Source organism: Paracoccus methylovorus (assembly GCF_016919705.1).
Classification (GTDB): Bacteria; Pseudomonadota; Alphaproteobacteria; order Rhodobacterales; family Rhodobacteraceae; genus Paracoccus; species Paracoccus methylovorus.
Map to the genome: position 1 here is coordinate 722,761 of NZ_CP070371.1, position 22,329 is coordinate 745,089.

At 64.3% G+C, this 22,329-nt stretch carries 23 protein-coding genes and 1 riboswitch; of the genes, 16 read left to right on the plus strand and 7 right to left on the minus strand.

What is annotated here, in order from left to right:
- Positions 1-90: 90 nt before the first annotated feature.
- Both JWJ88_RS16715 and JWJ88_RS16720 read left to right on the plus strand, forming a co-directional pair.
- Entirely contained in the window at positions 91-1,905 is a 1,815-nt protein-coding gene (locus JWJ88_RS16715; RefSeq protein WP_205296816.1) for an ABC-F family ATP-binding cassette domain-containing protein, read from the plus strand.
- Positions 1,906-2,089: 184 nt separating this feature from the next.
- On the plus strand, positions 2,090-2,296 hold the full coding sequence (locus JWJ88_RS16720; protein WP_205296817.1) for a cold-shock protein: 207 nt from the start codon (positions 2,090-2,092) through the stop codon (positions 2,294-2,296).
- A gap of 504 nt (positions 2,297-2,800) precedes the next feature.
- On the opposite strand, the gene groL is transcribed toward JWJ88_RS16720, so the two are convergent.
- Both groL and JWJ88_RS16730 read right to left on the minus strand, forming a co-directional pair.
- Positions 2,801-4,438, minus strand: coding sequence for a chaperonin GroEL (gene groL / locus JWJ88_RS16725; RefSeq protein ID WP_205296818.1), 1,638 nt, complete (start codon positions 4,436-4,438; stop codon positions 2,801-2,803).
- 38 nt (positions 4,439-4,476) lie between these two features.
- Positions 4,477-4,764, minus strand: coding sequence for a co-chaperone GroES (locus tag JWJ88_RS16730; RefSeq protein ID WP_205296819.1), 288 nt, complete (start codon positions 4,762-4,764; stop codon positions 4,477-4,479).
- A 196-nt stretch (positions 4,765-4,960) separates the two neighbouring features.
- Here JWJ88_RS16730 and JWJ88_RS16735 point away from each other — a divergent pair, with 196 nt between their 5' ends.
- From JWJ88_RS16735 to JWJ88_RS16775, 9 genes are all read left to right on the plus strand, one after another.
- Entirely contained in the window at positions 4,961-6,262 is a 1,302-nt protein-coding gene (locus JWJ88_RS16735) for a glycosyltransferase family 4 protein (RefSeq protein WP_205296820.1), read from the plus strand.
- 60 nt (positions 6,263-6,322) lie between these two features.
- Positions 6,323-7,366 (plus strand): TraB/GumN family protein, encoded by a 1,044-nt coding sequence (locus JWJ88_RS16740; protein ID WP_205296821.1) that lies wholly within the window; start codon positions 6,323-6,325, stop codon positions 7,364-7,366.
- Entirely contained in the window at positions 7,356-7,691 is a 336-nt protein-coding gene (locus JWJ88_RS16745; protein ID WP_205296822.1) for a nuclear transport factor 2 family protein, read from the plus strand. The genes JWJ88_RS16740 and JWJ88_RS16745 overlap by 11 nt, the downstream gene beginning before the upstream one ends.
- Before the next feature lie 217 nt (positions 7,692-7,908).
- Positions 7,909-8,829, plus strand: a complete 921-nt coding sequence (locus JWJ88_RS16750; RefSeq protein ID WP_205296823.1) for a manganese-dependent inorganic pyrophosphatase — start codon at positions 7,909-7,911, stop codon at positions 8,827-8,829.
- Between the two features lie 15 nt (positions 8,830-8,844).
- Positions 8,845-9,714, plus strand: a complete 870-nt coding sequence (locus JWJ88_RS16755; RefSeq protein WP_205296824.1) for a TIGR01459 family HAD-type hydrolase — start codon at positions 8,845-8,847, stop codon at positions 9,712-9,714.
- Between the two features lie 108 nt (positions 9,715-9,822).
- Positions 9,823-10,266, plus strand: coding sequence for a MaoC family dehydratase (locus JWJ88_RS16760; RefSeq protein ID WP_205296889.1), 444 nt, complete (start codon positions 9,823-9,825; stop codon positions 10,264-10,266).
- Positions 10,267-10,298: 32 nt separating this feature from the next.
- Positions 10,299-11,228 (plus strand): bifunctional riboflavin kinase/FAD synthetase, encoded by a 930-nt coding sequence (locus JWJ88_RS16765; RefSeq protein WP_205296825.1) that lies wholly within the window; start codon positions 10,299-10,301, stop codon positions 11,226-11,228.
- The gene (locus tag JWJ88_RS16770) at positions 11,228-11,668 is read left to right on the plus strand and encodes a YcgN family cysteine cluster protein (protein ID WP_205296826.1); all 441 of its coding nucleotides are present in this window, start codon (positions 11,228-11,230) and stop codon (positions 11,666-11,668) included. The genes JWJ88_RS16765 and JWJ88_RS16770 overlap by 1 nt, the downstream gene beginning before the upstream one ends.
- Positions 11,665-12,708 (plus strand): threonine aldolase family protein, encoded by a 1,044-nt coding sequence (locus JWJ88_RS16775; protein ID WP_205296827.1) that lies wholly within the window; start codon positions 11,665-11,667, stop codon positions 12,706-12,708. The genes JWJ88_RS16770 and JWJ88_RS16775 overlap by 4 nt, the downstream gene beginning before the upstream one ends.
- Here JWJ88_RS16775 and JWJ88_RS16780 read toward each other — a convergent pair.
- From JWJ88_RS16780 to JWJ88_RS16790, 3 genes are read right to left on the minus strand one after another with little or no spacing between them, the layout of a single operon-like run.
- On the minus strand, positions 12,705-13,124 hold the full coding sequence (locus JWJ88_RS16780) for a CinA family protein (protein ID WP_240200377.1): 420 nt from the start codon (positions 13,122-13,124) through the stop codon (positions 12,705-12,707). The genes JWJ88_RS16775 and JWJ88_RS16780 overlap by 4 nt on opposite strands.
- Positions 13,125-13,168: 44 nt before the next feature.
- Positions 13,169-13,666 (minus strand): phosphatidylglycerophosphatase A family protein, encoded by a 498-nt coding sequence (locus tag JWJ88_RS16785; protein ID WP_205296829.1) that lies wholly within the window; start codon positions 13,664-13,666, stop codon positions 13,169-13,171.
- A gap of 2 nt (positions 13,667-13,668) precedes the next feature.
- Positions 13,669-14,811: a bifunctional 2-C-methyl-D-erythritol 4-phosphate cytidylyltransferase/2-C-methyl-D-erythritol 2,4-cyclodiphosphate synthase gene (locus tag JWJ88_RS16790; RefSeq protein WP_205296830.1), complete on the minus strand. Its 1,143-nt coding sequence runs from the start codon at positions 14,809-14,811 to the stop codon at positions 13,669-13,671.
- Positions 14,812-14,958: 147 nt separating this feature from the next.
- On the opposite strand from JWJ88_RS16790, the gene rpiA reads away from it, so the two are divergent.
- Genes rpiA through hflC form a run of 4 tightly spaced genes read left to right on the plus strand, consistent with a single transcriptional unit; the run spans position 14,959 to position 19,466 of the window.
- Positions 14,959-15,684, plus strand: a complete 726-nt coding sequence (gene rpiA / locus JWJ88_RS16795) for a ribose-5-phosphate isomerase RpiA (RefSeq protein WP_205296831.1) — start codon at positions 14,959-14,961, stop codon at positions 15,682-15,684.
- The gene (gorA, locus tag JWJ88_RS16800; RefSeq protein ID WP_205296832.1) at positions 15,681-17,081 is read left to right on the plus strand and encodes a glutathione-disulfide reductase; all 1,401 of its coding nucleotides are present in this window, start codon (positions 15,681-15,683) and stop codon (positions 17,079-17,081) included. Before rpiA ends, gorA begins: the two co-directional genes overlap by 4 nt.
- Before the next feature lie 58 nt (positions 17,082-17,139).
- Positions 17,140-18,348, plus strand: a complete 1,209-nt coding sequence (gene hflK / locus JWJ88_RS16805) for an FtsH protease activity modulator HflK (protein ID WP_205296833.1) — start codon at positions 17,140-17,142, stop codon at positions 18,346-18,348.
- Positions 18,348-19,466, plus strand: coding sequence for a protease modulator HflC (hflC, locus tag JWJ88_RS16810; RefSeq protein ID WP_205296834.1), 1,119 nt, complete (start codon positions 18,348-18,350; stop codon positions 19,464-19,466). Before hflK ends, hflC begins: the two co-directional genes overlap by 1 nt.
- 76 nt (positions 19,467-19,542) lie before the next feature.
- Here hflC and JWJ88_RS16815 read toward each other — a convergent pair whose 3' ends face one another.
- On the minus strand, positions 19,543-20,736 hold the full coding sequence (locus JWJ88_RS16815; protein WP_205296835.1) for an AI-2E family transporter: 1,194 nt from the start codon (positions 20,734-20,736) through the stop codon (positions 19,543-19,545).
- A gap of 204 nt (positions 20,737-20,940) precedes the next feature.
- A riboswitch (TPP riboswitch) is annotated at positions 20,941-21,057 on the plus strand.
- A 65-nt stretch (positions 21,058-21,122) separates the two neighbouring features.
- Here JWJ88_RS16815 and JWJ88_RS16820 point away from each other — a divergent pair.
- On the plus strand, positions 21,123-21,764 hold the full coding sequence (locus JWJ88_RS16820) for a TenA family protein (protein ID WP_205296836.1): 642 nt from the start codon (positions 21,123-21,125) through the stop codon (positions 21,762-21,764).
- Positions 21,765-21,873: 109 nt separating this feature from the next.
- On the opposite strand, the gene JWJ88_RS16825 is transcribed toward JWJ88_RS16820, so the two are convergent.
- Positions 21,874-22,197, minus strand: coding sequence for a TIGR02300 family protein (locus JWJ88_RS16825; protein WP_205296837.1), 324 nt, complete (start codon positions 22,195-22,197; stop codon positions 21,874-21,876).
- Positions 22,198-22,329 lie beyond the last annotated feature (132 nt).

Below are 22,329 nucleotides of genomic sequence, written 5' to 3' on the forward strand. Positions count from 1 at the left end.
GCAGCGAACAGGTCGTGCGAATCCTGTCCGGCGCCTCTGGTCGTGGCGCCGGCCGTTGACCCGGCGCCCGGGGCGGCATATCTGCGGCGCATGGCACGTGCTCCGCTTTTGCAACTCACCGATATTTCGCTGACCTTCGGCGGCAATCCCGTTTTCGACGGGCTCAGCCTGACCGTCCAGCAGGGCGATCGGCTGGCGCTGGTCGGCCGCAACGGCTCGGGCAAGTCCACGCTGATGAAGGTCATGGCCGGATTGGTCGAGCCTGACAGCGGCGAGGTCATCACTTCGGCCGGCACCAAGGTCGGCTATATGGAGCAGGACCCGGATCTGTCGGGCTTTACGACCTTGGGCGATTTCGCTGGCGCCGGCTTGGGCGATTCCGAAGGTTACCGCGTCGAGATGGCGGCCGAAGGGCTGAAGTTCGATGCGGATCGTCCGGTCGCCACCGCCTCGGGCGGTGAACGCCGCCGCGCGGCCCTGGCCCGTCTGCTGGCCGAGGCGCCGGAACTGATGCTGCTGGATGAGCCGACAAACCACCTGGACATCGAGGCCATCGGCTGGCTCGAAGAACAGCTCTCTGCCACCCGCACCGGTTTTGTGCTGATCTCGCACGACCGGGCCTTTCTGCGGGCGCTGGCGCGGGCGACGCTGTGGATCGACCGGGGCGAGGTGCGCCGGCAGGACCGCGGGTTTGAGCATTTCGAGGAGTGGCGCGAAACCCTTTGGGCGGCCGAGGACGAAGCCCGCCACAAGCTTGACCGCAAGATCAAGGCCGAAGCCCGTTGGGCGGTCGAAGGCATCAGCGCCCGGCGCAAGCGAAATCAGGGCCGGGTCCGGGCGTTGGCGGCGTTGCGGGATGAGCGCGCAAGCCAGATCCGCCGGCAGGGCACGGCGGCGATGGAGCTGGATGCGGGTGTGCAATCCGGCAAGCGCGTGATCGACGCCAAGGGGATTTCCAAGGCCTTTGGCGACCGGGAAATCCTGAAACCCTTTGATCTGCGCGTGTTGCGCGGGGACCGCGTGGCCTTCGTGGGTCCCAACGGCGTGGGCAAGACCACTCTGATCAAGATGCTGACCGGAGAGGTCGCGCCGGTTACCGGCACGGTCAAGCACGGCACCAATCTGGAAATCGCGGTTTTCGACCAGGCCCGTTCGGCCATTGATGAGACCGTGACGCTGTGGGACGCGCTGGCGGGCGATCCGTCGATGCGCGTTTCCGGGCGCTCGGATCAGGTCATGGTGCGCGGCAATCCGCGCCATGTCGTGGCCTATCTCAAGGATTTCCTGTTCGACGAGGCGCAGGCGCGCGCCCCGGTCGGCAGTCTTTCGGGCGGGGAAAAGGCGCGGCTGCTGCTGGCCCGGATCATGGCAAAACCCTCGAATCTGCTGGTTCTGGACGAGCCGACGAACGATCTGGATGTCGAGACGCTGGACCTGCTTCAGGACATTCTGGGCGACTATGACGGCACGGTGCTGCTGGTGAGTCACGACCGTGATTTCATCGACCGCGTGGCCACGACCACCGTGGCGATGGAGGGCGACGGCCAGGCCACGATCTATCCGGGCGGCTGGTCCGACTATCGCGCGCAACGTCCCGAACAGGCTCTCGCGACAGAAATGCCAAAACGGGCGGCCACTGCCGCACAGCCAACGCCGCAACGCACGCCCGAAGAGCGCCAAGGGCTGAGCTTTACCGAGCGTAAGCGTCTGGAGACCCTGCCGGCGATCATCGAGCGGCTGGAGGCCGAGATCGGCAAATTGACCGAATTTCTGGCCCAACCCGACCTGTTCCAGACCGCGCCGGCCAAGTTCGCCAAGGCCAGCGAGGGCCTGTCCGAACGCCAGCGGGCGCTGGCGGCCGCCGAAGAAGAGTGGCTGGAACTGGCGGAAAAGGACCACAGTTAGGCGTCGCGCAAGCTGGTGCCGCAAATCACGCCCCTTGTATTCGCGGATATGGGGACCCATGTTCAGTGGGCTAGGTTATTTCTTCCGCATCCTGTCTCCTTATCCGGCTTCAGATTTGTGTTTCGATCTGACTGGGCCGGGCCGCCACCTATTGCGGGCGGCATTATTTTAAGGAGATATCACGATGGCCAATGGCACCGTGAAATGGTTCAATACCAACAAAGGCTTCGGCTTTATCGCGCCCGAGAACGGCGACAAGGATGTGTTCGTGCACATCTCGGCGCTGGAAAAGGCGAATATCCATCAGTTGGATGACGGCCAGGCTGTGACCTTCGAATTCGAGACCGACCGCGATGGCCGCCAGTCGGCGCGCGATCTGGCGCTGGCTTGATTTCGAACTGGTTCGGCCGATACCGGCCGGACCGCGCAGGCTATGCCTGCCTTGGCGACCTTGCCTGCGGGCAATCGCATCACGGCTTGTCCCATCAGGTTTTCGCCATCCGGGCGAAACCGGGTGGGGCGGCCCAATAACTCAATTGAAAGACAAATATTATGGCCAGAACGTCGAACAGACGCGTAAACCGCAAAAGAATCACGCAAAGACAGCAGGACCGTCGCAGGCTGGCGATCATGTTCATGACGAAACAGATCGAGGCTGCAGCGGTTGCCGAACAACAATCCAAAGAGGTGGTCGGCTCTTGAAAGGGCCGCCCGTGAACGTCAATCGTCGTTCCAGACAGACTTCATGGTAAGCCGGTTTCATTGCAGAAACCGGCTTGAATTATGCCATACGCCGGTCGGTTGAACTATAGCTGACCCGGCCGACGCCCACCCTGACGAAAAAGGCCGCTCCCTTCGGAGCGGCCTTTCTTTTGCCTGAACGGCAAGCGGATGATTACATCATTCCGCCCATGCCGCCCATGTCGGGCATACCGCCGCCCTGAGCTTTGGGTTCGGGCTTCTCGGCGATCATGGCTTCGGTGGTGATCAGCAGGCCGGCCACCGAGGCGGCGTCTTCCAGCGCGGTGCGGACCACTTTGGCCGGGTCGATGACGCCGAACTTGAACATGTCGCCATATTCTTCGGTCTGGGCGTTGAAGCCAAAGGTCTTGTCGTCCGATTCGCGAACCTTGCCGGCCACCACGGCGCCGTCGACGCCGGCGTTTTCGGCGATCTGACGCATCGGAGCTTCCAGCGCGCGGCGGATGATGGCGATACCGGCGTTCTGATCCGAGTTCTCGCCGACCAGACCTTCAAGCACCTTGGCGCCTTGAACCAGAGCCACGCCGCCACCGACGACGATGCCTTCTTGCACGGCCGCACGGGTTGCGTTCAGCGCGTCATCGACGCGGTCCTTGCGCTCTTTCACTTCGATCTCGGTCATGCCACCGACGCGGATGACGGCGACGCCACCGGCCAGTTTCGCGACGCGCTCTTGCAGTTTCTCGCGGTCGTAGTCCGAGGTGGTTTCCTCGATCTGCTGGCGGATCTGCGAAACGCGGGCTTCGATCTCGGCTTTTTCACCGGAACCATCGACGATGGTGGTGTTGTCCTTGTTGATCGAGATCTTCTTGGCGCGGCCGAGCATGTCGATGGTGACATTCTCCAGCTTCATGCCCAGATCTTCCGAGATGACCTGACCACCGGTCAGGATCGCGATGTCCTGCAGCATGGCCTTGCGGCGGTCGCCGAAGCCCGGAGCCTTGACGGCGGCGATTTTCAGGCCGCCACGCAGCTTGTTCACGACCAGGGTGGCCAGGGCTTCGCCCTCGACGTCCTCGGCGATGATCAGCAGCGGTTTTTGCGACTGGATGACCGATTCCAGCAGCGGAACCATCGGCTGCAGCGACGAGAGTTTTTTCTCGTGCAGCAGGATGTAGGCGTCTTCCAGTTCCGCGATCATCTTGTCGGCGTTGGTCACGAAATAGGGCGAGAGATAGCCGCGGTCGAACTGCATGCCTTCGACGACTTCGACTTCGGTCTCCATGCCTTTGTTTTCTTCGACGGTGATGACACCCTCGTTGCCGACGCGCTGCATGGCTTCGGCGATCTGCTGGCCGATGAAGGCTTCGCCGTTGGCCGAGATGGTGCCGACCTGCGCCACTTCCGAGCTGTCGCTGACCGGACGGGCGGCGGCCTTGATCGACTCGACCACTTTCGCGGTGGCGATGTCGATGCCGCGCTTCAGATCCATCGGGTTCATGCCGGCGGCGACGGCTTTCAGGCCCTCGCGCACGATGGCCTGGGCCAGCACGGTCGCGGTGGTGGTGCCGTCACCGGCTTCGTCATTGGTGCGCGAAGCGACTTCGCGAACCATTTGGGCGCCCATGTTTTCGAACTTGTCGGAGAGTTCGATTTCCTTGGCGACCGTGACACCGTCCTTGGTGATGCGCGGCGCGCCAAAGGATTTGTCGATCACCACGTTGCGGCCTTTCGGGCCCAGCGTCACTTTGACGGCATCGGCGAGAATGTTCACGCCTTTCAGCATGCGGTCGCGGGCGTCGCTGTTGAACTTGACTTCTTTCGCAGCCATTTGCTCTGCTCCTTGAATGGGTTATCGGAAGGGGACGATCAGGCGATGATGCCCAGAATGTCGCTTTCCTTCATGATCAGCAGCTCTTCGCCGTCGACCGTAACTTCGGTGCCCGACCATTTGCCGAACAGCACACGATCGCCGGCCTTGACCGCGGGTGCGATCAGTTCGCCCGAATCCTTGCGCGCGCCTTCGCCCACAGAGACGATTTCGCCTTCGGCGGGTTTTTCTTTTGCGCTGTCGGGGATGATCAGGCCGCCCTTGGTCTTTTCGTCCGATTGGACGCGACGGACCAGAACGCGGTCATGCAGCGGTGTGAAAGCCATTGTAGAACACTCCGGTGTTTCAGGTTGCAGTGTTGCAGCTGTTGGCACTCGACATTGATGAGTGCCAATGCAGCCCATCTAGGCGCAGGCCGGCTGCCTGTCAACGGTCTGCAATCAGGAAATTTTGCCGTGAAATCTGCTTGACTGGCTTTCTGCGCCGCGGCTACGCCGGAATAAAGCAGTGGGGGCGGATGTGATGGTGGAACGGCGTCTGAAGGCCCTTGTCATTGCCGAGGCGGCAAATCCCGAGTGGGTCTCGGTTCCGCTGGTGGGCTGGTCGCTGGCCCATGCGCTGCGCGAGGTGGCGGATGTGCATATCGTGACCCAGGTTCGCAATCGCGAAGCCATCCTGCGCGCCGGTCTGGTTGAGGGGCGCGACTTCACGGCCATCGACAGCGAAAAGCTGGCGGCGCCGATGTGGCGGGCAGCGGAAAAGCTCAGCATGGGCAAGGGCGTTGGCTGGACCATGAAGACCGCCATCACCACCCTTGGATACGGTTATTTCGAACGGCTGGTCTGGCGCGCCTTCGGTCCTGCAATTCGTGCCGGGGAATACGACATCGTGCATCGCGTGACGCCTTTGACGCCAACTGCGAACAGCCTGCTTGCGCCGCGTTGCGCCCGGGCCGGCGTGCCCTTCGTGCTGGGTCCGCTGAACGGCGGCGTGCCATGGCCCAAGGGTTTCGACAGCGAGCGGCGGCGGGAAAAGGAATGGCTGTCCTATATCCGCGGGGCCTATAAGGCGCTGCCGGGTCGCGGCGCGATGCTGCGCCATGCCTCGGCCATCATCTGCGGCTCGTTGCATACCTTGGGCGAAATCCCGCAGCAATATCGCGACAAGACCGTCTGGCTGCCGGAAAACGCCATCGATCCGGCTCGCTTCAGCCTGACCGCACCTCAGCCCGGCACCCTGCCTCTGCGCGGCTGCTTTATCGGGCGGCTCGTGCCCTACAAGGGGGCGGACATGGCGATCGAGGCGGCGTTGCCCTTGCTGCGCGCCGGGCAGATGGTGCTGGATATCATCGGCGACGGTCCGCAGGCCGAGGCGCTGCGTGCGTTGGTCGACCACGAGGACGTGGCGCAAGCTGTGCGTTTCCATGGCTGGCTGCCGCATGAACAGGTGCAGGTCACCGCCGCGCAGGCGCAGCTTTTGGTGTTCCCCTCGGTGCGGGAATTCGGCGGCGGCGTGGTGTTGGAGGCGATGGCGCTTGGCGTGGTCCCGGTGATCGCCGATTACGCCGGACCCGGCGAGTTGGTTGATGACACGACCGGCTTTCGCATTCCCATGGGCTGTCGGGCCGATCTGGTGGCGGGGCTGCGCACCCGGCTGCAGGCCATTGCCGCCGATCCCACTGTCCTGCCGGGCATCGCGGCGGCCGCGCAGGCCCGCGTCATGCACGATTTCACCTGGGCCGCCAAGGCCGCGCAGGTCGAGCGCATCTGGCGGGCGGTGCTTGCCCGGAAGCCCTTGCCGCAGGAACTGCCGTTGCCGCGCTAGGCTGGCGCGCTGCGCAGCCTCGTGCCATGCTGGCGCCATGTCGAAGTCGGAACCGAATATATGCGCCTCAAGCCTTTCCTGACCGCCATTTTTGCCGCCATGTTTCTGGCCTTGCCCGCGGCGGCGCAGGAATGCGTGGGAAAGAACCTGTTCGACAGCATGCCCCCGGCTCGGTTGGCCGAACTGCGCGCGGCGGCCGAGGGCGTGCCCTATCGTCACGGCCTGTTCTGGCGCGCAGAAAAGGGCGAGCAGCACATCACGCTGATCGGCACCTATCATTTTGCCGATCTGCGCCACGCCCTGACCATGGACCGTTTCGGCCCCCAGATCGACGCCGCAGCCACGCTGTTGGTCGAGGCCGGCCCCGAGGAAGAGGCGCGCCTGACCCAGGCCATGACCTCGGACCCGACCTTGCTGGTGGATCCCGAAGGCCCGACCTTGCCCGAGCGGTTTACCGATGACGAATGGAAATCGCTTTCCTCGGCGCTGGAGGCACGCGGCCTGCCGGTGGTGATCGCCAGCCGTCTGCGGCCGTGGTATGTCGCCGTGATGCTGGGGGTCTCGCCCTGCATGATGCAAGTCATCAAAGAGCGTGGAGACGCCGGCGGGCTAGACCACTTCCTTGTCGAACGCGCCGAAGCTGCCGGGGTGCCGGTGCAGGCGCTGGAGCCCTGGGATACCGTCTTTACCCTGTTCGAGGGCATGACCCCAAAAGAAGAAGAGGACATGATCCGCGCCGCCATGCCGGCCGCCGAATATGCGGACGATTACGCGGTGACACTGGCGGATGCGTATTTCGCCGGCGATAGCTGGCTGATCTGGGAATTCGGCCGCTTCGACGCCTATGATAATTCCGGCCTGACCCGAGCCGAGGTCGATGAACAGATGCGGCTGGCGCAGGAAAAGCTGATGGATCAGCGGAACAAAAACTGGATCAAGCCGCTTGAGCAGGCAGCGGCCGAGGCGGCCGGGCAGGGCAAGGGTGTGGTCGCGGGCTTTGGCGCACTGCACCTGCCGGGCACCAGCGGCGTGTTGCGATTGCTGGAAAACAGGGGCTGGACCATCAGCCCGATCACGGTGGAGGGGATAGGCGATGGCGGATGAGCTTTGGCGCGAAGAGCGCGAATTCTGGCTGGCAGGGGTGGCCGAGGCAGCGCGCAAGCTTGACGGTTCCTGCCTGATGGCCTTTGCGTCCAAGGGGATCATGGACCGTGCCGCGGTGGTCTCTGCGCTGCAATCGGTCCCGCGTTGGCAAGAGGTCACCATGGCCGAGCGTGTCAGCATCGAAACCGACGATGTCTGCGTGCTGGCCTATCACGCCACGGCCCGCCGTGCGGGGGCTGAAACCTATCGTGCGCTCTGCACCACGACATGGATCCGCCGCGCCGGCGACTGGCGCATCCTGCAACACCAGCAAACCCCGGTCTGACGCCCGACCTTGCTGCCGGCTGCGCGCCCGTTCTGTCGGGCCGTGCAGTTATGTTTGCGCGCCGGCCCGGTGCGGTGCGGCAGCTTCGGCAGGATGTTGCGAAACCGTAGAAAGTCGCGCGATTGCGCAGGCGCGGGCGACGCAGGATTGATAGACATTGCCGGGCCGCGCCCCTATAAGGCCGGCGAAATTTCCGCCCAAACTTCAGGGGATCCCCATGATCAAGGTTTTCGGCCACAAGGCACCCGACACCGATTCGACCGGCTCGCCCATCATCTGGGCCTGGTATCTTTCCGAAGTGCGCAAGACCCCGGCCAAAGCCGTCCTGCAGGGCGAGCCGAATACCGAGGCCGGCTGGATGCTGGCGAAATGGGGCATCGACAAGCCCGAAATCATCTCGGACGTGGCTGCGGGTGACCAATGCGTGGTGGTGGACACCAATAACCCGGCCGAATTGCCCGCCTCGTTGGGCGAGGCCGATGTGATCGAGATCATCGACCACCACCTGTTGGCCGGCGGTATCAAGACACGCCTGCCGATCAACATCACCATTCGCCCGCTGGCCTGCACCGCGACGATCATGCACGACCTGATCGGCAACGACGATCTGGCCCGTGCGCCCCGTGCCGTCAAAGGCGCGATGCTGACCTGCATCCTGTCGGACACGCTGGAATTCCGCAGCCCGACCACCACGCCGCACGACCGTTTCGTCGCCGAAAAGCTTGCCAAGGATCTGGGCGTCTCGATCCCCGACTATGCGGCCGAGATGTTCGCGGCCAAGTCGGACGTGTCGTCATTCTCTGACGAGGCGCTTTTGCGCATGGACAGCAAGGAATACGAACTGGCCGGCAGGCAGTTGCGGGTTTCGGTGCTGGAGACGACCGCGCCTCAGGTGCTGCTGGATCGCAAGGACGCGCTTATGGCCGCGATGCCCGCCGTTGCCGCTGCCGATGGCGCCGAAGAGGTCCTGCTGTTCATCGTCGATATCCTGAACGAAGAAGCCACCCTTCTGGTGCCCAACGATTTCGTCAGGCAGGTCGCCGAGAAAAGCTTTGGTGCCAATGTCGCTGGCGACACCGTGGTTCTGCCCGGCATCATGTCGCGCAAAAAGCAGATCATCCCGGCTTTGGCCGTCTGACCCGAAGGGCATTCTATGACGCAGATCATCCGCTCGCTCGACGAGATCGCACTGAACTACGACGTCCTGTTCTGTGATCTGTGGGGTTGCCTGCATAATGGCGTGGAGGCTTTTCCGGCCGCCGTCGCCGCTTTGCAGGGCTTTCGTGCGAAAGGCGGGCGGGTGGTGCTGTTGACCAATGCCCCGCGGCCGCGAAAATACGTGGCCGGGCAGCTCGATCACATGGGGGTGCCGCGCGATGCGTGGGACGCCATTGTCAGCTCGGGCGATGCGGCGCAGGATGCGATGTTTGCAGGCGCCGTCGGGCGTCGCGTCTGGGCCATCGCCCAGCCCAAGGACGAAGGATTCTTTGCCGATATCCCCGAAGAATGGCGCGACGCCCCGCCGATTACCCGCGTGACCTTGGACGAAGCCGAGGGCATCGTCTGCTGCGGCCTTTTCGACGATCTGACCGAGGTTCCCGAGGATTACCGCGCCCGGCTGATGCTGGCCCGGCAGCGCGAGCTCAAGCTGCTTTGCGCCAACCCCGACGTGGTGGTCGATATGGGCGAAAAGCGGCTCTACTGCGCCGGCGCGCTGGCCGAGCTTTACGAGGATCTGGGCGGCGAATCGCTGTACTTCGGCAAGCCGCATCCGCCGATATATGATCTGGCGCGGCGCCGGCTGGGATTGGAGGACAACGCCCGCATCCTGGCCATCGGCGACGGCATCGCAACCGATATCTCGGGTGCGGCGGGCGAGGGGCTGGATGCGCTGTTCGTCACCGGGGGCCTTGGCTTTGACCAGTTCGGCCACGATGTCGAAAACCCCGATCCTGCGCGGTTGAATGAGTGGCTGGCGCTGCGCTCTCAGAACCCAGCCTATAGCATCGGCCGGCTGCGCTGAACGGTTCGGTAACAATCAGTCTTTTTGGTTAGCTCCTGCGTTATTTTGTTGCTTGATAGGGCTTTTGCTGCTATGCGGCATAAAGCCACTCAACGGGAGCATTGAATGATGCTGGACAACCTTCCGCGCGGCACGATCGTCATCGAGGATCTGGAGGTCGGGATGATGCGCTACCTGCAGAAGGTAGTGACCGACGAGGATATCCAGATGTTCGCCCAGGTCTCGACCGACCGTAACCCGGTGCATCTGGACGATGCTTATGCGCAGGACACGATTTTCGAAGGTCGTATCGCCCATGGCATGCTGACCGCCGGGCTGATCTCGGCCGTGATCGGAGAGCAGCTTCCCGGCCATGGCACGGTCTATCTGGGCCAGACGTTGAAATTCATGGCCCCCGTGCGGCCCGGCGACATGGTGCGCGCCGAGGTTGCGGTCGAGACGATCGACCATGCAAAGCGCCGTGTGACCCTTGCAACCCGCTGCCTCGTCGGCGATACGGTCGTCCTGAAAGGCGAGGCGGTCGTTCTGGCGCCAAGCCGTAAATTCGACTGACAGGGCCGGCCGCCGGCCCATCGGGGGCCCTATTGCGCATCCATCACGACTGGAAAGCCTTGCCGCTCGACGCCCGCGGGGCAACCGTCGCCATGGGCAATTTCGATGGCGTGCATCTTGGCCATCGCTCGGTGATCGACACGGCGCGCGCCGCTTGCAAAGCACCGTTGGGGGTTATCACCTTTGAGCCGCATCCGCGCGAATTCTTTGCCCCGGATGCGCCCCCCTTCCGGCTGATGAATGTGGAGTCGCGTGCGAACAGGCTGGCGCGGCTGGGCGTGGACCACCTTTACGAACTTCCCTTTGATGCGGTGCTGGCCGGGCTTTCGCCCGAGGCGTTCACGCGTGAGGTTCTGGTGGATGGGTTGGGCGTGCGCCATATCACCGTCGGTGCCGACTTCTGCTTTGGCCGCCAGCGTTCGGGTGATGCGCAGACGCTGGCGCAATTGGGTCGTGACCAGGGCTTCGGCGTCACCGTCGCCCCGCTGATCGGCGACGGCGGGGTGCAGTACAGCTCGACCGAGATTCGCAAGGCTTTGGCCGAGGGTCGTCCCCGCGATGCCGAGCGTATGCTGGGCCATTGGCACCGTGTCGACGGCGAGGTGCTGCATGGCGACAAGCGCGGCCGCGACCTGGGCTATCCCACCGCGAATATGGCTGTCGACGGGCTGCATCTGCCTGCGCTTGGTATCTATGCCGTGCTGGTCGATGTGCTGACGGGGGCGGATCGTGGCAGTTACAAGGGCGTGGCCAGTCTTGGCGTGCGGCCGATGTTCGGCGTGAACCATCCCAATCTGGAAGTGCACATCTTTGATTTCGCGGCCGATCTATACGGACAGCACCTTTCGGTGGCCCTTGTCGAATATCTGCGGCCCGAGGCGAAGTTCGACAGTCTTGACACGCTCGTCTCGCAGATGGATCGCGACAGCGCCCGTGCGCGCGAGATTCTGGCGACCCGCTGATGCGTGCGCGGTTCTGGGAACTGCCGCTGGCACGTCTCGACAAGGACGAGTGGGAGGCGCTTTGCGACGGTTGCGGCAAGTGCTGCCTGAACAAGATCGAATATGAGGACACGGGCGAACTGGCCTTTACCCGGGTCGCCTGCCGGCTTTTGGATGGCGAGACCTGCCAATGCTCCAGCTATGCCAATCGCCATGAATTCGTGCCCGATTGTGTGGTCCTGACGCCCAAGAAGCTGAAAGAGATTGCCTGGTGGCTGCCCTCGACCTGCGCCTATCGGTTGCGGGCCGAGGGCAAGCCGCTTTACGACTGGCATTATCTGATTTCTGGGGATCGCGAATCGATCCATCGTGCCGGCGCCTCGGTGCGCGGCTGGACGGTGAACGAACTGACCGTAACCGAGGACGATTGGGACGAGTATATCATCGAGGATCTTTCATGAATTTTGCCTCGGACAATGCGGGCGGCGTGCATCCGCGCATCATGGCCGCGATTGCGGCGGCGAACGAAGGCCCTGTTCCCTCTTACGGCGGCGACAGCATCACTCGTGTCGCGCAGGATCGGCTGCGCGAGCTGTTCGACGCGCCCGAGGCGGCGGTGCATTTCGTGGTCTCGGGCACTGCGGCGAATGCGCTGTCTCTGGCGCTTTTGTCGCCCGGCTGGGGCAAGGTCTTTTGCCATACCGATGCCCATGTGCAGACCAGCGAGACCGGGGCCCCGGAATTCTTCACCGCCGGCGCCAAGCTGGTTCCGGTTCCCGGTGCGGCTGGCAAGATCACACCCGAGGCACTGGCCGAGGTGCTTGAGGTCAACGGCCGCGATTCGGTGCATGCCGGCCAGAACGCCGCCCTGACCCTGACCAATGCGACCGAATGGGGCACGGTCTACAGCCCGGACGAGGTAGAGGCGCTTTCCGCCATCGCCCGTGCCGAAGGGCTGGGGGTGCATATGGACGGCGCGCGCTTTGCCAATGCGCTGGCGGGTCTGGACGTGGCGCCTGCCGATCTGACATGGCGCGCCGGGGTCGATATCCTGTCGCTGGGCGGCACCAAGAACGGCTGCATGGCGGTCGAGGCGGTGCTGATCTTCGATCCCGCGAAATCCGAGGAATTCGCATTCCGCCGCAAGCGGGCCGGCGCACTGGTTTCAAAGCATCGCTATCTGTCGGCGCAGATACTGGCATGGCTGGATGGCGATCTTTGGCTGCAACTGGCGCGTCACGCCAATGCCATGGCGCATGAGTTGGGGCTGGGGCTGGCGCGGTTGCCGGGCGTGCGGATCGACCAACGCGTCGACTCGAACGCGGTCTTTGCCACCATCCCGGCCGAGTTGCACCGCCGCGCCTGCGAGGCGGGGATCAGCTATCATCTTTGGCCGCATACCCAGACCGGGGACGGAGAAGAGCCGGTTTCCATCCGGCTGGTCTGCGGCTGGGACACGCGGCTGGACGAGGTGAACGCCGCCTTGCAGGCGCTGGCCTAAATCAGCGCCGCGCGCAGCAAGGCCAGCGCGTGTTCGACGGTGGCGGCGCGTACCTCGATGCGGCCGCGCGGACCGAAATCCACCGTTTCGGTCCTGACGCCGCTGGCGTCGGCGATGCCGAAACACACCCGGCCTTCGGGTTTGTGCTCGGACGCGCCCGGTCCGGCGATGCCGGTGACGGCCACCGCAATACCCGCCTGCGAACGCGACAGCGCACCCTTGGCCATTTCGGCGGCGATTTCCTCGCTGACGGCTCCATGTGCGTCCAGCGTTTCGGGGCGGATGCCCAACATCTCGATTTTGGCGGCGTTGGAATAGGTGACAAAGCCCCGGTCGACTGCGTCCGACGATCCCGGCACATCGGTCAGCCGCCCGGCGATCAGCCCGCCGGTGCAGCTTTCGGCGGTGGCGATCATCACGCCACGCTTGCGGGCAAGGTCCAGAACCTCGGCCGGGTCAGTCACAGCATCGGCTCCAGCACGGTATGGTAAAGCCCGGCCAGGATGACCGAGCCGATACCGGCAAACAAGCCGGCCCACAGGTCGTCCAGCATCACCCCCGTCGCGCCGCCGCGCCGGTCCGCGCGTCCCACCAGCCACGGTTTCCAGATGTCGAATAGCCGAAAGAGCAGGAAGGGCACGACGAATCCCGGCCATGCCGCAAGGATCGAGACGCCTTTTTGCGCCAGCGGGATCACGGTAAAGCTCATGGCCAGCCATTGCCCGGCCACCTCGTCGATGACGATCCACGACGGGTCCTTGTCGGCGCTTTGCCTCAGCACCCCCGGCACCGCCCAAAAGCCCAGAACCGTCGCCACGACGAAACCCGCCGGCACCAGCATGGGGTGGATCAACTCATAGGCCAGCACCCCCAGCGCCACGGCGGCGGCCGAGCCCCAGGTGCCGGGTGCGGGGCGCAGGCGGCCGATACCGAAGAAGGTCGCGATCAGCTTGTCCATGTTCAGCCTTTGATCAATGTGGCGGTGGCGATGGCGGCGATGCCTTCCTCGCGCCCGGTAAAGCCCAGCCGCTCCGAGGTGGTGGCCTTGACGCTGACCCGATCGGCCTCGATCCCGATGATCTCGGACAGCCGCAGCGCCATGGCGCCGGCATGCGGGCCAACCTTGGGCCGTTCGCAGATCAGCGTCACGTCGGCGTTCGAGATCTCATAGCCCATCTGCCGGGCCAGCATCGCGGCATGACGCAGGAAGATATGGCTTTCGGCACCCTTCCATTGCGGGTCCGAGGGCGGGAAATGCCGGCCGATATCGCCCTGCGCCATGGCGCCATAGATCGCGTCGGTCAGTGCATGCATGCCGACATCGGCATCGGAATGGCCCAGCAGCGCCTTGTCATGGGGGATTTTCACCCCGCAAAGCCAGACGTGATCGCCGCTGGTAAAGGCATGCACGTCGAATCCATTGCCAAGACGAATATCCATCGCGTCCCCCAGGATACGCTCAGCCCGGGCAAAATCCCCGGGCCAGGTCAGTTTCAGATTGTCCTCGTCGCCGGCCGTCACGGTGACGGGCAGGCCGGCGCGGATCGCGAGTTCCACATCGTCCGCCGCACCCTCGGGATGGGCGCGATGGGCGGCAAGTATTGCCTCCAGCGCGAAACCCTGCGGGGTTTGGGCACGAAACAGCCCTTCGCGGTTGGCGGTGCCAGTGACGCGGCCATCTTCGCCGCGCCATAGTGCATCCGTTACCGGCAGGGCAGGTGCTGCGGCGGGGCTGCCGGCCCTTAGCGCTGCGACCACGCCCTGGATCACCCGGCGTGAGACGAGCGGCCGCGCGCCGTCGTGGATCAGCACATGGGTTACACCGCTGCCCTGCAGGCTTTCCAGTGCCGCGCGTACGCTTTCGCTGCGGGTGGCGCCGCCCGCGACCAGCACCACGGGCCCCGAAAGCTCGGCCACCCCGCGTGCCATGTCCTCGGGTGCCAGCGTCACCACGATGCGCGAAAAGCCCGCGAAAGCGGCGATGCTGCGTTCCAGCACGCTTTGCCCGGCAAGGCCGCGCCATTGCTTGGGCGGGCCGTCGCCCGCGCGGGTGCCTCGGCCGGCGGCGGTGATGATGGCGGCATATGTTGCGGGTATCGTCATGGCCGCCAGATTTAGGCGAGCGCGGCCCCCGAGGCAATCGCCGCAAGACAGTGTTTCGTGACGGTCAAAAGACGCAGCCGGTGGTAGCCCATGGCGCGGGTTCTGCGTATAAGGACGCAACCTGCCATTCTGCCAAGGATTCCTGTCATGACCGATCCCGCCATTGCCGATCTTTCCAAGGATGCCGCCGCCCGCGCCGCGGTGGCGCTGGTCGAGCCGGGGATGCGGCTGGGGCTGGGGACCGGCTCGACCGCAGCGGTTTTCGTGCGCCGCCTTGCGCAGCGCGTGCAGGAAGAGGGCTTTGACCTGCGCTGCGCCGCGACATCGAAGGCGACGGCCGGGCTTGCGGCCTCGCTTGGGTTGAGGGTCGAGGAACTGGACGATATCGGCTGGCTGGACCTGACCATCGACGGCGCGGATGAGGTGGACCCGGACCTGAACCTGATCAAGGGCGGCGGCGCCGCGCATCTGCGCGAAAAGATTGTGGCCACCGCCTCGGACCGCATGGTGGTCATCGCCGATCAGGGCAAGGTCGTGAATCGTCTGGGCCAGTTCCATCTGCCGGTCGAGGTGATTCCCTTTGGCTGGCAAGCCACGCGCAAGCTGATCCAGCGCGCGCTGGACCGGCTGGACCTGACCCAGCGCCCGATTTTGTTGCGCAAGCGCGACGAGAGCCCGCTTTGCACCGACGAAGGCAATCTGGTGCTGGATCTTGCGCTGGAGGCTATCCCAGATGCCGAGGCGCTGGCGGTCGAACTGTCCTCCATTGCCGGGGTGGTTGAACACGGGCTGTTCCTGAATATCTGCCAACTGGCGATCATCGGCTGCCCGGACGGTTCGGTGGTGGAACTGCGGCGCGAGGACATGGCATGAAATTCGATTACGACCTTTTCGTCATCGGCGGCGGTTCGGGCGGGGTGCGCGCGGCGCGGATCGCGGCCGGCGACTACGGCGCTCGCGTCGGGCTGGCCGAGGAAAGCCGCATGGGCGGCACCTGCGTCATCCGCGGCTGCGTGCCCAAGAAGCTGATGATCTTTGCCTCGCAGGCCGGTGCGGCCGCCGCAGAATCGCGCGGCTATGGCTGGCAGGGCGCCGGCGAGGGGCGTTTCGACTGGCAGGTGTTCCACGACAAGCTTTCGCGCGAACTGGACCGGCTTGAGGGGGCCTATGGTTCGGGGCTGGCAAACGCCGGGGTCGATGTTCACATGCAGCGCGCCCGGCTGCACGATGCGCATACGGTCGAACTGGCGGACGGCCAGCGGCTCAGCGCCAAGCATATCCTGATCGCCGTCGGTGGCCGGCCGCAGCGGCCTGACATTCCCGGCAAGGAACTGGGGCTGATCTCGGACGATCTGTTCACGCTCGAGAAATTGCCCAGCCGGGTTCTGGTGGTGGGCGGCGGCTTCATCGCCTGCGAATTCGCTACCATCCTGCAGGGGCTGGGCAGCGACACGGTGCTGGCCTATCGCGGCGACGCAGTCCTGCGCGGCTTTGACGGCGAGATGCGCCGCCACACTACCGAGCAGTTGCGCACCATCGGCATCGACGTGCGGCTTGGCACCAACCCGGCGCGGCTGGAGCGCGAGGGCGCGGATATCCGCGTCAGCTTCGAGGATGGCAGCAGCGAGCTGTTCGATGCGGTGATGTTCGCCACCGGTCGCGCGCCCTACACCAAGGGGCTGGGACTTGAGGACGCAGGCGTCAAGCTGGGCCGCAAGGGCGAGATCGTGGTGGACGATTGGTCGCAAAGCTCGGTGCCCTCGATCTTTGCGGTGGGCGATGTGACCGACCGTGTGAACCTGACCCCGGTCGCGATCCGCGAGGGACACAGTTTTGCCGACACGGTGTTCGGCGCCAAGCCTCGCAAGGTCGATCACGGCCTTGTGGCCAGCGCCGTCTATACCCGCCCGCATGAGCTGGCGACCATCGGCCTGACCGAGGAAGAGGCCGAAGCCTGCGGTCCTGCCGACATCTATGTCGCCAGTTTCCGTCCCATGCGCTCGTTGTTTGCCGGTTCGGACGCGCGGGCGGCGATGAAGCTGATCGTGGACGCGGAAACCGATAAGGTGCTGGGCTGCCACATCTTTGGACCCGAGGCGGGCGAGATGATCCAGATGGTCGCAATCCCCATGGGCATGGGCGCGACCAAAGCCGATTTCGACGCGGCCATCGCCGTGCATCCGACCCTGGCCGAAGAGCTTGTGACCATGCGCAAGCCCACCCGCCGGGTGGGTGCGGCAAAAGTTGACAAACCCGTCGCATCGGCTTGATTTTCCGGCCGAAGACACCAGTTTCAACCAGACAGACATCAAGCGAGGCACGAGAGGTATGGCAGGACAAGGCCCTTGGGGCGGCGGCGGAGACGATGGCAAAGGCGGCAAGCAGCCGCCGCAGGGGGGTGGTCAGCCTCCTTGGGGCAGCCCCGGGGGGGACGAGGACGATCGGCCGCAGGGTCCGCGCCGCGGTGACCAGATCCCCGAGATCGAGGAACTGGTGCGCAAGGGACAGGATCGTCTGCGCGTGCTGATGGGCGGCAAGGGACCGGGCGGCGGCAATCGCGGCAATGGTCCGCGCGGACCGCAGGGTCCGCAGTTCTCGATGGGCCGCGGCACCTGGGGGCTGGTGGCGCTGGCTGCGGTGGCAGTCTGGGCCTTTACCTCGTTCTATACCGTCAAACCCGAAGAACGCGCCGTTGAATTGCTGTTCGGCAAGCCGGTAGGCACGGGCGAGCCGGGCCTGAACTTTGCACCGTGGCCTGTCGTTACCGCCGAAGTCGTGCAGGTTTCGGGCGAGCGTACCACCGAAATCGGCACCGGCCGTGCCGGACCGATGGATTCGGGATTGATGCTGACCCGCGACCAGAACATCGTAGACATGGCCTATCAGGTGGTGTGGAATATCTCGGACCCCGAGAAATTCCTGTTCAACCTGGCTGATCCCGACGACACGATCCGTGCGGTTTCGGAATCGGCGATGCGCGACATCGTGGCCCGTTCCGAGCTTGCGCCGATCCTGAACCGTGACCGGGGCGCCATCGCCGAGGATCTGAAGCTGGCGGTGCAGAACACGCTGAACGCCTATGAAGCGGGGATCAACGTCCTGCGGGTCAACCTTGACCGCGCCGATCCCCCGCGCGAAGTGATCGACAGCTTCCGCGAGGTGCAGGCGGCCCAGCAGGAACGCGACCGGCTGGAAAAAGAGGCCGACGCCTATGCCAACCGCGTGCTGGCCAACGCCCGGGGTGAGGCGGCCGCGGTGATCGAACGCGCCGAAGGCTATCGCGCCGAAGCCGTGAACACCGCCGAGGGTGAGGCCGCGCGCTTCAACTCGGTCTATGACGAATATGTCAAGGCGCCCGAGGTGACACGTCACCGGATGTATCTGGAGACGATGGAAAAAGTTCTGGGCGGAGCCAACAAGGTCATTCTGGACAGTGACGAGGGCGGTCAGGGCGTGGTGCCTTATCTGCCGCTGGATCAGTTGCGCAGCGGGCTTCTGGGCACCGGCAACTCCAATACCAGCGAAGGGAACCAGTGATGAACCGTGCAATCTCGCTTTTGGCGCTGCCTTTCCTGGTCGTGGTCGCCCTTTTGGTCATTGCCTCTCTCTATATCGTCGATGTGCGCGAAAAGGCCCTTGTCCTGCGCTTTGGCGAGGTGGTCGAGGTGCGCGAAGAGCCGGGACTGGGCATCAAGGTGCCCTTCCTGGACAATGTGGTTACATATGACGCGCGTATTCTGGGGCTGCCCACCTCGCCGATGGAGGTCACGCCGCTGGATGACCGTCGTCTGGTGGTCGATGCGTTCGCGCGCTGGCAGATCACCGATGTCGTGCAGTTCCGCCGCGCCGTTGGCTCGGGCGGTATCGAATTCGCGCAGCGCCGGTTGGAGCCGATCGTGACCAATGCGATCCGTCAGGTCCTGGGCTCGGTGCCTTCTACCACGGTCCTGTCGGACGACCGGACGCCGTTGATGAACCAGATCCGCGATCTGGCACGGGGCGATGCCAAGGACCTGGGCGTTCGCGTTATCGACGTCCGCCTCACCCGGACCGACCTGCCCGAGCAGAACCTGACCGCGACCTATGCGAGGATGCGGGCCGAGCGCGAGCGTGAGGCCGCGGACGAGATCGCGCGTGGTGGCGAAGCCGCCCAGCGTGTTCGTGCCGCCGCCGACCGGACCGTGGTCGAGTTGACGTCAGAGGCGCGCAAGCGGGCCGAGGTGGTTCGCGGTGAAGCCGATGCACGCCGCAACGCCATCTACGCCGCCGCGTTCAGCCGTGACCCCGAGTTCTTTGCCTTCACCCGCTCGATGACTTCTTACGAGCGGTCGCTGAAGGGCGAAAACAGTGCGTTGGTCATCCAGCCGAAGGGGCAGTTCTTCGACTATCTGCGCAATGATGGTGCGGATCGCGCCAACCCGGTGCCCGTGCCGGCCCCGGCTGCGGCAATCCCCGAGGACCCTGAGGCCGAAGAAGAGGCCCGGACCGAGGGCGCGCTGCAGCCCGGTGAGACGCCGGCGCCGACGGCGACCAACCGCGAAGGCGAGCCGCTTGGCTCAAGTGCCGGGGTGACGCTGACGCCCTTGCCGGAAGCCTTGGCCAGCCCGCCGCAGGAAGAACCGGTGGTCCCTCCGGCTGCGGTTCCGGCTGACTGATCGGGGTACCCGGACGTGCAAAAAAGAAAAGGCGGGGCGCAATCGCGTCCCGCCTTTTTCATCTGTTGGGTCCGGCTTACTCCTCCAGTCCGATAAGCTTGCTGGCCGGGGGGTGTTGCCCCTCTTCTGCGATCTCGCGTTGCCATTCGCGCCAGATGGAAACCAGCAGCGCCATCAACACCGGGCCGACGAACAGGCCAACGATGCCCATGGTCTTGACCCCTCCGATCAGCCCGAAAAAAGTCGGCAGGAACGGCAGCTTGACCGGACCGCCGACCAGAACCGGGCGGATGGTCTTGTCCACGACGAACAGTTCGCAGGTGCCCCAGATGAATAGCGCCGTCCCCGCGACAGGCGAGCCGCTGGCCACCAGATAGATCGACACCAGTGTAAAGGACAGCGGCGCACCGCCCGGGATCAGTGCCATGAAGCCGGTGATGACGCCGAAGGTGACCGGCGAGGGCACGCCGGCCAGCCAATAGGCGACGCCCAGAACCACCCCCTCGCCAATGGCGATCAGCGTCATGCCGGTCACGGTCGAACTGATGGTGGCGGGCACGACGCGGGACAGCCGGCTCCATCGGTCGGGCAGGATGCGGCGGCCGACCTGGTCGATCTGCGCCACGAACTTGTCGCCGTCGCGATAAAGCACGAACAGCGTGATCAGCATGAACAGCAGCGTCAGCGCAAGGTGGAAGGCCAGCGTCCCGGCTGTTACCGCGCCGCGATAGATCGCGCCGATATTCGAGCCGCTGACCAGTTGCACGATCTCGCTGATGCCGCCGGGGCGACCGATATAGATCTGCCAGTTCTCGTTCAGCCAGTCGCCGATTTGCGGGAGGTTGATCATCCACTCCGGTGCGGACGCGCCCGAGCTGTTGACCAGAATGGCCCAGTTGATCCAGTCCCGCAGTTCGCGAAAGGCATAGATCAGCGCCATGGCGATGGGGATCAGCAGAAAGCATACCAGCACCAGCACCAGCGCCGTTGCCGCCCCGGTGCGGCCCAGGTTCAACTGATAGGCCGCGCGGTTGCGCAACGGCCAACTGGCCAGCGCGATCACCATGGCCGCAAGCACCGGCACCAGAAAGCCGTGGAAGAAATAGATCGAGGCCGCGACGATGGCCAAAAGCAACCAGCGTGCAGCCGAGATATTGGTCAACAGGGGCGGCCGGTGCAGGCGCAGCCCGATCTGTTTCGGGTGCGGCGCGGCGGCGGGATCGTTAGGTTCCGTTGCTGTCGTAGGTTTCGGCATTTCGCCTGTCGTCATGGTCCCGATCCTGACTGCGGGCAGGTAAGCCCACCCTGCCGCAACGAGATAACATCTGGCCCCCGTCTGCAACCCGGAATGCCGCGTCCCGCCGGAATGGCCACGCATTCGCGGCTCACGATTTTGTGGGTGGGCGCCTGCGGTGCGAATGGCTGTTTTCCCGGTCCCGTGGCGCGTGACAGATCCTGCCGCCCCCGCTAATCTGGCGCCACCAAGGGGAGCCCGGGCAATGGGCTGAGAAACTGCTGGCGGCACGCGGCGCGGTGACCCTTTGAACCTGAACCGGATCATGCCGGCGGAGGAATGGGAATGATGCACCTGCCTTTTGCCGGTCTCACTGTGAGACCGCCTTGGAACGACGGTCTTGCTCAAGCCATGAGGGGCCGATGACAGAAACTTTCTTTGAATGCCTGCGCCGGGAATGCGCTGCGGATTGGGCCGACGCCACCGGGCATCGCTTTGTGCGCGAACTTTGCGCCGGAAGCATCGCGGATGCCGCGATGGCGCGCTATCTGGTGCAGGATCATCGTTTTCTGGATGCTTTCCTGACCCTGCTGGGTGGGGCCATCGCCTCGACCGACCGTTTCGAATCGCGGCTGCGTTTCGGGCGCTTCGCCGGCATGGTCTCGGGTGACGAGAACGACTATTTTCTGCGCGCTTTCGCCGCGCTTGGCGTCAGCGAGGCTGATCGTGCCGCTGTTCCCGACAGCGCGCCGACCAGCGGCTTTCAGGCGCTCATGCGTGAAGCGGCGGCGACGCGCGCCTATCCTGCCGTGCTGGCGGTGCTGAACGTGGCTGAGGGGCTATACCTCGATTGGGCAATGCAGGCACCCCGGCCGCTACCGGAAAATTTTGTCCATGCCGAATGGATCACCCTGCACGACAATCCATTTTTCTGCGATTTTGTCGCCTTCCTGCGGAATGAATTTAACCGGGTGGGGCCGCAGGCTGCCGATCAGGCCCGCGAATTCTTCCATCGGGCCGTTAAGCTTGAATTGGAATTTTTCAACGAAATTCATGATACTTAACGTAGATTTCTAGAACAATTCTATAAGGAAGCTTTGGGGGAGCCACCATAAAAAGGCCCCGGTCGCATGTTGCGTTCCGGGGCCTCGTAAAGTTGTTCAGGACGAAGGCTTATTCGTCGTCATTGCCCGGCACGTCGGCGATGTCGTCCAGCGACATGTCGCCATCGTCATCGTCGTCGTCCAGCAGATCGTCGTCCAGATCGCCGGTATCGGCGTCATCGTCCAGATCTTCCTCATCGACCAGATTGGTCTGTTCGTTCTGGCGGGCGGCGGCTTTTTCCGAGATCAGCGAGCGCGAGCGGCCGTTGGTCAGGCTTTCCACCGTGAATTCCGCGCCACAGGCCGGGCAGGTCATCGGATCATTCGTCAAATCGTAAAAGCGCGTCGCGCAATGGGGGCAAAGGCGTTTGGTGCCCCATTCCTCTTTGGGCATGGTGTTCTCTTTCTGCCGCGTTCAGCTAAATCCGCTGTCCCCTGCCACAGCCGGGGCAGGCTGTCAAAGCCTTTTCCCCCTTGCGGCCCGGTAGCGGAGCGGGGGAAACATGGGCAGAAAGTCGGCACTTCG